Below are 14,273 nucleotides of genomic sequence, written 5' to 3' on the forward strand. Positions count from 1 at the left end.
TAATTTTAACCCCACTTGATGCCAAGAACTCTGTTTATGTTATCCTGCTTTTTTGACTTTGCAGATACATGTTACAAGTATAGTGACAATTGGCAAAATGTAACACAACAAGGCATAGGGTGCATACTTAATGGTAGAAATACCTGTGACTGCTAAAATTAATAAGGAATTTACATTCCATGGAACTAATGGAGCAATAACAGTTCCAGTATCAGATATTGTTCTAGCTAATATCCTATTTTCCACACCTAATTCCTCGTACTTGTGTCTCAAAAGTTGTCCTGGTAATATTATGCCAACAGTTTGATCACAAGCTATTGTGGACATTCCGCTTATAGCACAAGTCTTTATAACCAATTCTTCCTTTGATTTTATAGTTGAAATTACTTTATCCACTATAGGTTTTATAAGTCCTGTTCCTTGAAAAATACTATTTAACGAAATAGCTCCTGCCATTATAAGTAAAACCTCAACCATAGAAGTTATTCCACCACCAGTTAATACCTTATTCAAATACTCATATTTCGTATTTCCCACATAACCCGTAGTTATTTCCATGACAACACCCCAAATGCTAGTCTTTTGTACTGTCATAGATAAAATCACACTGGCCACTAATCCAAGTGAAAGTGAGTTAACTATTTTTACACCTAAAAAAGACACTATAAAAATTACTGCAGGTATTAGTAAAGAAAGTGGTGAAATTACAAAACTCTTTTTAATGGCGGTAGTATATCTATTTATATTTGAAGAATTAGAACCCAAACTATACCTTTGTCCAATGTAAAAATATACAGAACCAGCTATCAAATATGCAGGAAATAATATCTTAACCATAGATGACAACATATTTTTATAGGATGTTTTTACAGTGGTTAATGTAAGATTTACAAGTCCTGAAATTGGAGACATTTTATCTGCTAAAAATGCACCTGAAACAATTACTCCTAAAATAATATAATCTGGAATTCCAAAAGCCTTTGCCAACCCTAAGCTTGCAATTCCAATAGTACTTATAGTTGCAAAAGCAGACCCTATAAACACTGCTACAGCAGACGTAAGTATAAAAATCGTAAATAAAATATTCATGTGCTGCATATATTTGAAGCCATAGTACATTATTGTAGGTATAACTCCAGATGAAAACCATACAGGGATTAAAGCCCCTATCAATAAAATTAAAGTAAGCAATTGTCTACAGTCAAGAAGGCTATTCTTTACCATAACTAATAGCTCCGTAACACTAAACCCACTTTTTACAAAAACACAGGTTGAAAAAATTATGCTTATAGTAAATGCGTAAAATAATGATGCCTTAAAAACTATAGAGCTGAGTATGGCCATAAATGTAAAAATTAAAACGATGTACCTATGTCTTTCCTGGATGTTCTTATTGCACATAATACGCCTCCAAAACAATTAATAATTATCTTAACTTGCAAAGTTTTTAAACTGTGAAGTTGAGCAAATATTTAAAAAACTCCCACATTTTATATTATATTATCTTTGTTAAAAAAGTCTAGTAACTTTTATAAAAAATAGAAGGTCATAATAACCTTCTATGAGATAATTCTATATAGTTATCTTTCAAATTTATTAAGTAGTCTTTCTAGTTCCCGTGCTTGCAGGGCAGATTCTTCTGCAAATTTTTTAAACACCTGATTTATTTCTTTATTCTCTATTTTACCAGAATACTCCTGGTAATCTCTAACGCTCTCCTGCTCATCAAGAAGTTTTTGCTTTATCATATCTTCAACTGTTAACTTCATCCTTATCTCTCCTTTCTACCAATAGTTTTTGTTACATAAAAAAGTTTTATTCATTATTAATTTGTTTATATGTTACAAAAATAAAGATTGAAATAAAAATAAAAAATATTATCCATAATAACTGATAGTCTATTTTAGCAATGATAAAACCACTAAAAGCACTGCCCAATCCACCACCACAAAATAAACCAAATCCAATTAATCCTGAAGGTAATCCTTTAGAATCAGATGCCACATCAAAAGCCATAGTAGCCAATGTAGATTGAACGAAAATGTATCCTATGCCCAAACTGATAGTGGCAACCAAACCCATTTCCCAGCAGTGAAAATTTATTAAAAATAAAGCCGTCATTAGTGCAAATATTTCACCTAATATGATCACATTTTTATATCCTATTTTTACATTTAACTTTCCCATGATAGAACCTGCACCGAGACAAGCAAATCCATAAAACATTACAATTATTCCACATTCCATATAATTTAACTTTAAGGCATAGTGAAAATAGGCACCTAAATAACTATACAAACCCAAAAATAAAAAACCGGCTATAAATGCCATAGGAAAAATTATTTTCCCACTTGGTGTTAAAGTAACACGTTTAACTTCAGTAAAAAACTTCTTATTTACAGGAACAATATTACCTTTAGGTATGGTAAGCAAAAGAAATACCGTGCATATTGCAGCTGCCACAAAAAAAATAAATAATACACGCCAGCTGACGTATCTGGCTAATGTTCCACCTAATCCAGCGCTAAAACCTTGTCCTAAAAAAACAATTCCCATAAATTTTCCAACATATTTTGATCGCTTTGAAACTGGAACAGTATCTCCAATCAAAGCCAAAGATACAGCTATAATACCTGCAGCAAAAAATCCTGTTACTGTCCTCCATACACTCAGCACAAATAAAGATCTAGCAAATGCACACCCACAAGTTCCTAAAGCAAATCCACATATAATCAATTTAAGTATTCTAACCTTACTGTAACAATCACTAAAATATCCATAAACAGGCTGCATTATTCCATAAGGTATCATATATAATGTCAATATAATACCAGTCCTGGGGATTGATGTATTAAATTCTGAAGCTATGGCCGGAAGTATCGGCGATACAAACCAATTATCAGCAGCAGAAATAAACCCTCCAATTCCTAAAATTACAATTAATATATCATATTTTAAGCTTACTTGTTCTTCATTTTTACAAATTAAATGCTTCATATTTTATATCTCCTTATATAGTATAATTAAAGTATATGAAATATATATTTTCTATACAATGCAAAAAATACTAATGTGGCCTAGTACAGATTCATAGGAAGTAGGTAGTTTTATGAAGTATGACGTTATTTACACATATATAAAAGAACAAATATTTAAAGGATATATTAAACCGGGTAAAAAATTGCCTTCTATAAGAAACATATGTAAAAAATTTGAGTGCAGCAAAATAACCGCTGCCAAAGCATATGACTTATTGATAAAAGATCACATAATATACTCTGTACCTAAAAGTGGATACTACCTTATTGAAAATAATCTAAATATGAATAATAATTTTGATAATAAAAGTATAGATTTTTCAACATCTGCTCCAGATGAACGTATTTTGCCTTATAAAGAATTTCAGGATTGTTTAAATCAAGCATTGAATTTATATAAAAAAAATCTTATCTCTCCTCCTAGTACGCAGGGAGTTGAAAACTTAATTTGTACCATACAAAAACAGCTTCAAAATTATCAAATTTTTACTGACAAGCAGTATATATTTATAACAGCAGGCTCTCAACAAGCTATAAATATACTCACTATGATGGATTTTCCAAATGGTAAGAAAAATGTGCTTATTGAGGAACCAACCTATTACGGAGTTATAGAATCTTTAAAACTTAATAATGTAAATATTATAGGTATAAATAGGACTTCAAAAGGAATAAATCTTTATGAACTTGAAAATATATTTAAACACAAAGATATAAAATTTTTTTATATTATCCCGCGTTTTCACAATCCTACAGGATTTTCATATTCAAATAGTGAAAAAAAACAAATATTAAAACTTTGCCACAAATATAATGTATATATAGTTGAAGATGACTATTTAGCTGACTTGGATATTGAAAAAAGGTCTGACCCAATATATGCTTTAGATTCTTACTCAAAAGTTATATATGTAAAAACCTATTCTAAAGTATTATTGCCTGGATTGAGAATTTCTGCAATTGTACTTCCAAAAGAGATACTAAAAACTTTTGGGAAATATAAAAAATGGAATGATTTAAGCACATCTGTACTTTCACAGGGAGCCTTAGAAATTTATATAAAAAGTGGTATGTTCGACATACATGCAAAAAAGCTTAGGGAGGTATATTCTAAAAGAATGGTCTGTCTTAATAAATGTGTAAAAACTTGTTACAACTCTAATATAATTTGGCACGTTCCACCTTCAGGTTTTTTTGCCAGTTTTGAGGTGGTTAACAGTACACATATAGACTATATAATTAATGGTTTAAAGTCAAAAAACATTCTTCTCATTGATCCAAATATATTTTATTTAAATACTAATATACAAAAAAAATTAGTAAGACTGAGTGTTAGTAGAACTAATACCATTGAAATTGAAAAAGGTATAAGCAAAATTTGCACTATAATTAGATAAATTTACGTTACCTTAATTAAATCTTAAATTTCATAAATTATTGTTGAATTTTCCATTTTTTGTGATATCATTATATTCATAATAATATACTCAACTTTTGCACATACGAAATTTTGACTTAATATAAAAAAATTGCGACATAACTTTTTCAAGAGGACAATTGACAGAGGACAGAGGACAATGAAGGTAAGTTTTCCTCCTTACGTCAGAAAACTAACTTATTTTTAAGCTTGTTTTGCTAATGCAAAACATCGCTTAAGCAGGCTCTAAAATCTATGATTCTCAGATAATTGCTTGCTCAAAAAGTACTTCTTAGAAACAAAAAAACGTGAGTTTCTTTTAAATTAAAGATTTTTCGTAGTGCAGCGGAGAAAAATACTCCTTCACTGTCCTCTGTCAATTGTCAATTGTCCTCTCAAAGCTTAAACTGAGAAATTTAAGTAATATGCTAAAATAGTTCTTATTACATTGGCACCTATATTATTAGATAAACTATAGAGGGGATGATTATTCAATGATAAAAAAAGTATTTTCTTGTATTTTAATATCAACTTTTCTCGTATTTTCAAATGCAGCCATTGTAAGTGTAAATGCAAGCCCTGCAATAACTACTAAATCAACTTCAGATGTAATTACTGTAAGTATGGATGGAACCAATGTTTCTTCAAAAGATGGACAGCCTTATCAAGATTCAAATTCAATAGTTATGGTACCTCTTAACGCAGTAATTCAAAAGCTTGGCAATAATTCAAATATCCAAATAAAAGATGGTTCTGCTGCACTTACCACTTCTGATTTCACTATAAAACTTGAAAATAATAATAAAAAGGTAATAATAAATAATGAGGTTTTTAGTTTATCCACAGCACCTATTATTAAAGGAGCTACTGTTTTCGTGCCACTGGAGTTTTTTAGCCAATTCCTTGGTAAGACAATAGATTGGGATAGCAGCGCAAAAACAGCTAAAATACTTACTCCTGCAAAAAATACAGAAGAATATTTTCAAAGTGTAGTAAATTCCACCAGATATTTAAATACTTCACAAAAATTAGACAACTATTTAAGCTTACTCCAAAGTGCAGATAACTTCCACGGAAGTGTACTTGTAGCTCAAGATGGAAATATACTTATTGATAAAGGTTATGGTAAAGCAGATGCAGAACAAAACATCAAAAATACACCACAAACTGAATTTCCAATTGGCTCCATGACAAAGCAATTTACAGCAATGGCAATAATGCAGCTAGTTGAAAAGGGATTAATCAATGAAAATGATCCCCTATCTAAATATGTACCTGACTTTCCGAAAGGTGACACTATAACAATAAAAAATCTTCTTACCCATACTTCAGGAATTCAAAATTGTACTAACTTTCCTGAGTTTTGGTCTATGAAGCTTGATTCTTTTAAAGATATAAATAATGTAATCAATCTATTTAAAAATAAACCTTTAGAGTTCACCCCAGGAACTGATTTTGACTATACCAACTCCGGATACATTTTACTTGGATATATAGTTACAAAGGTAAGTGGAATGAGTTACATTGATTACCTTCAAAAAAATATATTTGATCCTCTTAATATGAAAAGCACAGGACTAGGTTATAATGGTGCTGATAAAATGTATACATCTACAGGCTACAGTGGTTATTTAGATCAGTATCCTATAAGTGACGAAATAACTTTAAATGGTGCTTATGGTGCAGGAGCTCTATACTCAACTACAGAAGATTTATACAAATGGGACAGAGCATTATATACTGAAAAATTAGTAAAACAATCCACTTTAAAAAAGATATTTACAAATTATGTGCAAATGAGTAAAAATGGTCCTTATTACGGCTATGGATGGATGTTAACTGACGGCAAATACGGAAGAGAAATATATCACGGTGGAAATGTTCTAGGTTTTACAGGAAATATAGCAAGGTATCCAGATAAAGATTTAACCATAATCATGCTTACAAATGTAGGATATTATAATGTAAATTCCCTCAATGATGCTTTATCAAATATCTGTATGGGTGGAAGTTATGAGCTTCCAAGTGCAAAACAAGTAGTAAAAGTGGACAGTAAAACTTTAGATAAATATGCCGGAAACTATGCTATTCCAGGAGGGCTAAATATATCTATAACAAGTAATGGAAGTCATCTTTATTATGAACAGGATGGCAGTAAAGCAAAATACCAACTCTTTCCAGAATCACAGAATAAATTTTTTCTCAGAGTATCCAATGTAGAAATTAAATTTAATGTAAATGTTAAAGACCAGACTACGGGATTAGATTTATATCAGTTAGGTGAAGATATCCAAATAGATAAATCCAAATAAATATAGAGTTTCTAAGTGGAAAGTTTACTTATAACAGCCATATACTAACAAATTTCATTACACTAAAAACTTTTAATAAGTCTAAAGCTTGGTATTTTGAAAACCTAAAGGTACTTAGATAAACTCGTACCTCAAACACATCTAAGTACCTAAGGTTTTCTAAAATACCAAGCTAAGACTTATTTATAAAAGTTTTTAAATGTAATTTCAATTTTGTTAGTATATTTTATGTATAAGGTAAATTTTCAATTAGAATCACTATGTAGGCTTTTTCTAACTAAAGCATTACATAAATTGTAAAGTCGCAGCTTAAAATCCCTGTAATTTATTTTACTCTATTAAAATTTAAAATAAAGCAGGTACCCTTGCCTTCTTCACTTTTTACATCAATACTTGCAGAATGGAGAATCAATATGTTTTTCACAATAGTTAGTCCTATACCGCTGCCCTCAACTTCATTTCTACTTTTATCTCCTCTATAAAGTCTCTCAAAAATAAGTGGCAAATCTTCTTTTTTTATACCTATTCCACTGTCTTTTATACTTACAATTACATGTTGTCTGTCAAAGCTTAAATTAACATATATCTTGCCTCCAGGCAAAGTAAACTTAACCTTTTTCTTATACTTTGCATTTCTATTCACCACCAAATTTGTAACCTAATTTTATTACAGTTATAATATACTTTGGAAATCGCGTATCCCTTTCTATTTTTTTTCTAATATTTTTTATATGCACATCTATAGTTCTATCCGAACCTTCAAAATCAATACCAAATACCTGCTCAATCAACTGATCACGGCTTAAAACCCTGCCTCTATTTTTAGCAACGACGTATAAAATATTAAACTCATTAGGTGTCATAGGTATTTCTTCTCCCTTTAGCTTTACACATCTTTTGTCATGGTTTATTACTAATAATCCATCTCTAGAAATAATTTCAGGTTCTTCAGCAGAAGATAGTCTTCTAAATAGTGCATTTACTCTAGCTGTAAGTTCCCTTGGACTGCAGGGTTTAGTTAAGTATTCATCTGCTCCCATATTTAAGCCTTGTAATTTATCTGATAAAGTTGCCTTAGCTGTCAGCATAAATATATGTACATTAGATATTCTTCTAATTGTACTGCATACCTCCTCGCCATCAATATCTGGAAGCATTAGGTCAAGTATTACTAATTTAAATTCAATTTTATTGAATAATTTTATTCCTTCAAGACCCATGGTAGCACAATAAACCTTATATCCTTCTCTTTCAAGATAAGCTTTTATAACATCTGATACTTTTATTTCATCCTCAATAACTAAAATAGAATTCATAACATACCTCCAATATTATTGAAACAGAGTTTTAAACATGTTCTAATACTTATACACTTATATTTGTTAGATTTTGTTGTTACTATATGTCTTATTCTATGCTATCAAAAAATTATGTTGAACTTATAAAGATGATTTAAATATCTACATATTTTCTTGATATATTGTACAGGAAGATGTGATTATAATTTATCAATAAAACTTTTAGGAGGTACTTAATTATGGATATGACTCATTATATGTCACTACTTGCAGCCAATCAACCTTGGAACTTAATAATTTTTATGGCTATACCTGTAATATGTGCTGAAACTCTCACCATTACAGAATTCTTTATAATTTTCAATAGGATAGAAAATGGTGGCATTAAAACTTTAAATAAAATCGTTGGTATTTTCGATGGGTTTTACTTTACCGGTATATTTATCTACCTATTATTTAATGCCGTAATACCTTTAACTAATACTGGAGGATGGCATACATGGGTTGATGTGGTAGCAGTTGGTTTTTATTTAAGCGGCGTTGTATTTCTTTTACCTATAGCATTGATGGAACTTAATATAATATTTAAGAATAAAACTCCAGAGTCAAAAATGAAGATTCATTTTATTCTTGTAGGGGGATTTCTTATAGTAGCCCATGTGGCAATGATTTTTGGCATGGTAAATCCTGAAATTATAAACAGTATGCCAACCATGCACAATATGTAGCTTATAGTTTAAAGAACACAGTTCAACTTTTTAATTAAAAATAGACTTATACTCTGTATAAGTCTATTTTTACTATTATTCTTTTTAAAGCAATTTTAAAATATCTGCTTTCATTTCCAAAAGTTTTTTAGAAAATATTCTGTTTTTCTTGTTCTTGCTTTCAAAATCTACATTAATTTCTTTTTTAATCATTCCAGGTTTAGATGACAGTACATATATCCTATCAGAGAGCAAAATGGCTTCTTCTATGTCATGAGTTACAAAGAGTATGCTTCTTTTCAATTCTTGCTTCATATCAAGAATCCATCTTTGCATTTTACCTCTAGTTATGGAATCCAGTGCACCAAAGGGTTCATCAAGTAACATTATTTCCTCAGAAGACAGAAAAGTTCTTAAAAAACTTGCCCTCTGTCTCATACCACCTGAAAGTTCATAAGGATATTTCTTTTCATAGCCCTTAAGACCAACTATTTCAATATACTTAACTGCCCTTTCTCTCGATTCTCTTTTATTTCTACCTCTTATATCAAGTGGAAGCACTACATTTTCCATTACAGTTTTCCAGGGCAAAAGCAAATCCTTCTGCTGCATATACCCTAGATCCCCTTTTACTGAAACCTCTCCACTATCTTCTTTAATAATACCAGTTATTATATTAAACAAAGTACTCTTTCCGCATCCACTTGGTCCTAAAATAGAAACGAATTCTCCCTTTTTTAAGTTAATGGATATATCTTTTAGTATAATATTTTCCTCAAAACTTCTACTCACATTTTTAACTTTTATAATGGAATCATCCTGCTTATTTTGGTAAAAATTCATTTGTGAAAGCATCGCTTGTTTTTAGCTCCTTTTTAATTAACCCTTTACTTTGCAAAAATTTAGCATATCTACTCCATACATCAGATTTCATTACACCCCATCTAGGTGCATCTGATATGTACTGTTTTGCCATATATTTCTGACTTTCTACAGCCAATTTCTTATCTATTTCTGGTGCATGTTTGACAAGTATTTTTGCACTTTCATCAGGATTTTTTATAGCATATTCATATCCCTTTGCTGTAGCCTTTAAAAATTTTCGAACTTTATCTGGATTTTGACTAATATTTTTATTACTAGTTATTAAAATAGGAGTGTAGTAATCAAGTGCAGGATCTAAATCTTTGACAGGTATAAAATTTAAGTCCACACCTTTTAGTTTTGCTTCAACTCCAGTCCATCCCTGGTAGATCCATGCAAAATCAACATTTTTCTTCGTAGATGCAAAGAAATCATCAGTTCCCATATTCACAATTTTAAGTTTACTAAAATCTGCTCCATTTTTCTCCATAACAGCTTTGATTACAGCTTCTTCTGAAGGGGAACCCCATCCTCCATAAACTTTTCCTTCAAAGTCTTTTACGCTTTTTACATTTTTGCTTTTAGGTGACGCAAAACCTGAAGTGTTGTGCTGTATTATTGTGGCAATGGATTTTATAGGAAGTGGATCTTTGTTTGTAACTGCGTAGGTTACATCTTCCTGATAGCTTACACCAAAATCTCCTTTGCCTGCAGCTACAAGATTTGTCACATTGCCTTGTGAAGGTTGAACTATCTTCACATCCAGTCCTTCCTCCTTATAATATCCTTTATCTAGTGCTACATATAATCCTGTATGATCTGTGTTCGGAGTCCAGTCAAGTATTACTGTAGTTTTATCTAAAGAAGCAGATGTCTGTTTCTTTTCACCAGTTCCACATCCCCCAAATAACAAACTTATAATAAATATAGTTACCGACAAAAATATAATTTTATTTTTTTTCATATTCGTCCCCTCTATTTCCAATGTATTATTTTTTTACCTATAAAATCTATAATGTAAATTATTATAATGCTTACAATAACAATGACTAAAATTGAAGCAAAAACCTTGTCCAATTGATAGGCATTTTTTGCCCTTACCATGTATACCCCAATGCCATTATCTCCTCCAAGCCATTCACCTATAATTGCAGACATTATCATATAAGTTGCTGCTATTTTTAAGCCTGAAAAAAAATTCACCATAGCATAGGGAAGCTTTAAGTGATAAAATGTCTGTAATCTTGAGGCTTTCATAGTGCTAAATAAATTTATATAATCCCTGTCTACTTTCTCAAAACCATCTACGAGGCTTACAACTATCGGGAAAAAGCATACCATTACCACTACTATTATTTTAGGAAGTACCCCAAATCCAAACCATATTATAAACAAAGGTGCAATTGCTATAGTTGGAATAGTTTGAGATATTAGTAAAATAGGATATATTGACTTTCTCACAATTTCAAAACTATCCATTATTATAGCTAATATAAAGGAAAATATTATAGATATAAAAAAACCTATAAAAGACTCGTACAATGTGGTTTCCGTATTTTCCATTATATTTTGAAAATCTGATACAAGAGTTTTTAAAATATCCAGCGGAGAAGGAATAATATACTGAGGAACATGGGCTAAGTTTATTGTTAACTGCCATATAATCACAACTATTATTATTGTAGCTATAGGATATATTTTACTTTGAATGTTTTTTGTTTTTTCCATATATAAGCACCTTCAGTCTATAATTTTAATTTATTAAAATTGTCATAAATTTTTTCTCTAACTTCTTCAAACTGGAGATTCTTTATTAAAGAAATTTTTCTTACAATATTTATAACTTCAGATGGATATCCATATTTTTTATTTACCCATTCAAGTGAATTAGGACCATCAGTTTCTGTTAAAATTCTGTCTAGAGGCAGAATCTTTACTATCTCATCTGTAAGTTTAGAATATCCTATATCAACACTTATTGTAAAATAGCACCCATACTCCAAAAGCTTTTTTAGTATATTCAAATCTCCACTATACCAATGAATTATAGGTGTTCTTAAATCATATTTTCTTATGTAATCCAATACCTCCTTTTCTGCTCCTTTAGTATGAATATTTGTTATTTTGTCATAATTCTTAGCTTTACCTAAAAAGTATTCAAATACTAGATTCATATAAGGATATTTTTCTTTCTCCAAAACCCAATAGTAGTCAAGTCCTATTTCTCCAATAATTTTACATTCCTTTACATAATCATCGAACTTATCTAAATCCTTGTAGTTTTTATGTGCCTCCCAGGGATGTATTCCAAAACATGGAGTTATATTTTTATTATCTTTACTTAATTTTTTTGTAAATATATAACTCTCTAAATCCATAGAACATCCCAATGTTTTGATATTGCTGTGATTTATACTATCAACTGCATTACTTAAATTGTCTTTATAAAAATCCATATGATTATGCGCATCTACAAACATTTTATTCTCTCCCTATACTTTAACAAAAATAAAAAGCACTATTATAAAAACAGTGCTTTGAATCCAATATTAAAGTAGCTTTCCTACGTCGGCGTTACCCGAATCAGGTTCAAAGGGTTAAAGTTTTCACTTTTCTCAGCACAAATGGCACCCCTGGCACTATAAATAATTTTAGATTAATTACATTTTTATACTAACACTTATCCAAATAAATGTAAATATATTATTTGTTCTTGTCCAAATTTAGTTTTTTAATTAAATTATGTCTCAAAATATAATCTGAATAACCAAGCTGATTCAATATGTAATCTTCTTCTTTTTCAAGTTTATCACTTTTAGAAATTTTATTTCCCGTATTTACATCATAATAAATATCATCTTGTGAAGAATAATAACAATCTTTATCTATAAAAGAACCATTTCTAAATGTAACTCTTTCGCTCTCAGGATTAAAGAGGTCTTTACCAAGCATGTCTTCTTCCTTAAGTTTAAATAAATTGCATACCGTAGGATATATGTCCATCTGACCTCCATAAACATGGTTTACTCCTTTCACAGATTCATCAGGGAAATGAATAAACATAGGAACCTTTTGAAGCTTTTCCCACTCTAAATCGGATTTGGAACTCGTCTTCAAAAAGTTAAAAAGCTGATCTTGTTTATCTTTAGGTATTGCATAATGATCTCCATATAGTACAACTATTGAATTTTTTAAAGTACCATTTTTGTCTAGTTCATCTAAAAACATTCCAAGCTGTTCATCTGTATAATGTATTGCCTTCATGTAATTTCCAATAAGACTTCCTTTATAATCTCCTACATCAAAGTCCCCATATTTATTTACATCATCATAAGGGAAATGACTTGTTAGAGTTATTAAAAAAGCATAGTATGGGCTTTTCATATTTTTTAACTTCTCTAGAGATTGAGTTAAAAAAGATTTATCACTTAAACCAAGTCCTATAGACTCGTTTTGTTTATAACTTTTTTCACCATAAAAAGTATCAAAGCCAAACTTTTTATACATTACATTCCTATTCCAAAAACTTTCCCTAAATCCGTGTAAAGCTGCAGTGTAATAACCTTTATCCTTAAAGTTTTTCGGCATTGCATTGTATTCATTGCCAGAGTAAAGCAAATAAGCTGCACCTGCTGATGCAGGATAAAGTGAATTGTTTGTCATAAATTCCGCATCAGAAGTTCCTCCAGCTGCCACCTGATAGTAAAAATTATCAAAATATTCCGAACGCGATATCCATCTATTTAAATTCGGGGTTATCTCCTTTCCATTTACAGAAGAATTTATAACAAATCCTTGAAGTGCTTCTACCTGTATCATTATCAAGTTTTTACCTTGTCCGATTCCATTTAAATTTTCATGACTGGACTTGCTTTTATCTATAAAATACTCTATAGCCTGAAACTTGTCCTTAGACACGGGAGTTAGTCTATTTATATTAGCAAAAACACAATTATAAATATCCAGGCAGTGATAATTTACTGTACCCAATTTTTTTGCTATATACACTTTATTATACATAGTTGTAAGAAGTCTTGGTTGTTCTTTTGATAAAGCATAAAAGCTTTTGAAATCAATAAAAATACCTACTAAAATAAATACTAAAAACATTGATACTCTAACTTTTGTAGAAAGCTTCCTATTTTGGCTTGTCAAATACCTATTTATAAAAGGAATTATAAATACAATATCAAAAAGATATAAAAAATCTTTAAAGTCCAGTAAATTAGCCACGCTAGATTTTACTGCATTTAATTGAAATCCGCTTATCAAGACAGATACAGATATGATATCTTTAAAATATTTATAATAGATTAGGTCACTAACTATGAATATACTTATAATGCAATTACATATATACAAAAATCTAGCACGACCTCTGGTTTTAAAAATGCAGGCAATGGATACCAATACAAATACTGAAGCTAATGCTGGAATAAATGAGCTTTTAAATGAACTCATATGTTTTCCATATACTAATATTTTAAACATTACTACAGTTACAAAAAAAATTACATCTATAAAATTTGTAAAAAAAGACTTAATTTTATCCATATTACTTTCCCCCTATGGACATTTGTAATCCTAAAATTAATGAAACTAATATGTATAATTATAAAACAATATGTTAACAAAAT

12 protein-coding genes, 1 pseudogene and 1 riboswitch are annotated in these 14,273 nt (G+C 30.0%); of the genes and pseudogenes, 3 read left to right on the forward strand and 10 right to left on the reverse strand.

Annotated elements, in window-relative coordinates; all coding sequences use genetic code 11:
* Positions 1-39: 39 nt before the first annotated feature.
* From CLCOS_RS09570 to CLCOS_RS09580, 3 genes are all read right to left on the reverse strand, one after another.
* Positions 40-1,401 carry a Na+/H+ antiporter NhaC family protein gene (locus tag CLCOS_RS09570; RefSeq protein WP_063600761.1) on the reverse strand — a complete coding sequence of 454 codons (1,362 nt, stop codon included), beginning with the start codon at positions 1,399-1,401 and terminating at the stop codon, positions 40-42.
* 179 nt (positions 1,402-1,580) lie between these two features.
* The gene (locus tag CLCOS_RS09575) at positions 1,581-1,769 is read right to left on the reverse strand and encodes a hypothetical protein (RefSeq protein ID WP_013237552.1); all 189 of its coding nucleotides are present in this window, start codon (positions 1,767-1,769) and stop codon (positions 1,581-1,583) included.
* 46 nt (positions 1,770-1,815) lie between these two features.
* On the reverse strand, positions 1,816-2,997 hold the full coding sequence (locus CLCOS_RS09580) for an MFS transporter (protein WP_063600760.1): 1,182 nt from the start codon (positions 2,995-2,997) through the stop codon (positions 1,816-1,818).
* Positions 2,998-3,109: 112 nt separating this feature from the next.
* Between CLCOS_RS09580 and CLCOS_RS09585 the strand changes: the two genes are divergently transcribed.
* Positions 3,110-4,435: a PLP-dependent aminotransferase family protein gene (locus CLCOS_RS09585; RefSeq protein ID WP_063600759.1), complete on the forward strand. Its 1,326-nt coding sequence runs from the start codon at positions 3,110-3,112 to the stop codon at positions 4,433-4,435.
* A gap of 514 nt (positions 4,436-4,949) precedes the next feature.
* Positions 4,950-6,767, forward strand: a complete 1,818-nt coding sequence (locus tag CLCOS_RS09590; protein ID WP_063600758.1) for a serine hydrolase — start codon at positions 4,950-4,952, stop codon at positions 6,765-6,767.
* A 325-nt stretch (positions 6,768-7,092) separates the two neighbouring features.
* Here the strand turns inward: CLCOS_RS09590 and CLCOS_RS09595 are convergent.
* Both CLCOS_RS09595 and CLCOS_RS09600 read right to left on the reverse strand, forming a co-directional pair.
* A pseudogene (locus CLCOS_RS09595) lies at positions 7,093-7,380 on the reverse strand (sensor histidine kinase); the annotation flags it as partial.
* Between the two features lie 22 nt (positions 7,381-7,402).
* Entirely contained in the window at positions 7,403-8,083 is a 681-nt protein-coding gene (locus CLCOS_RS09600) for a response regulator transcription factor (protein ID WP_063600756.1), read from the reverse strand.
* 221 nt (positions 8,084-8,304) lie between these two features.
* Between CLCOS_RS09600 and CLCOS_RS09605 the strand changes: the two genes are divergently transcribed.
* Positions 8,305-8,793: a DUF6803 family protein gene (locus CLCOS_RS09605; RefSeq protein ID WP_063600755.1), complete on the forward strand. Its 489-nt coding sequence runs from the start codon at positions 8,305-8,307 to the stop codon at positions 8,791-8,793.
* An 84-nt stretch (positions 8,794-8,877) separates the two neighbouring features.
* On the opposite strand, the gene CLCOS_RS09610 is transcribed toward CLCOS_RS09605, so the two are convergent.
* From CLCOS_RS09610 to CLCOS_RS09630, 5 genes are all read right to left on the reverse strand, one after another.
* Positions 8,878-9,615: an ABC transporter ATP-binding protein gene (locus CLCOS_RS09610; RefSeq protein ID WP_063600821.1), complete on the reverse strand. Its 738-nt coding sequence runs from the start codon at positions 9,613-9,615 to the stop codon at positions 8,878-8,880.
* Positions 9,596-10,600, reverse strand: a complete 1,005-nt coding sequence (locus CLCOS_RS09615) for an ABC transporter substrate-binding protein (protein ID WP_063600754.1) — start codon at positions 10,598-10,600, stop codon at positions 9,596-9,598. Before CLCOS_RS09615 ends, CLCOS_RS09610 begins: the two co-directional genes overlap by 20 nt.
* 11 nt (positions 10,601-10,611) lie before the next feature.
* Positions 10,612-11,364 (reverse strand): ABC transporter permease, encoded by a 753-nt coding sequence (locus tag CLCOS_RS09620; protein WP_063600753.1) that lies wholly within the window; start codon positions 11,362-11,364, stop codon positions 10,612-10,614.
* Between the two features lie 17 nt (positions 11,365-11,381).
* Positions 11,382-12,116 carry a TatD family hydrolase gene (locus tag CLCOS_RS09625; protein ID WP_063600752.1) on the reverse strand — a complete coding sequence of 245 codons (735 nt, stop codon included), beginning with the start codon at positions 12,114-12,116 and terminating at the stop codon, positions 11,382-11,384.
* Positions 12,117-12,179: 63 nt separating this feature from the next.
* Positions 12,180-12,281, reverse strand: a riboswitch (TPP riboswitch).
* A 58-nt stretch (positions 12,282-12,339) separates the two neighbouring features.
* Complete coding sequence (locus CLCOS_RS09630) at positions 12,340-14,190, reverse strand: LTA synthase family protein (RefSeq protein ID WP_063600751.1); 1,851 nt, start codon at positions 14,188-14,190, stop codon at positions 12,340-12,342.
* Between the last annotated feature and the right edge of the window lie 83 nt (positions 14,191-14,273).

This window comes from Clostridium coskatii (assembly GCF_001675205.1).
In the GTDB taxonomy this organism is placed as follows: Bacteria; Bacillota; Clostridia; order Clostridiales; family Clostridiaceae; genus Clostridium_B; species Clostridium_B ljungdahlii.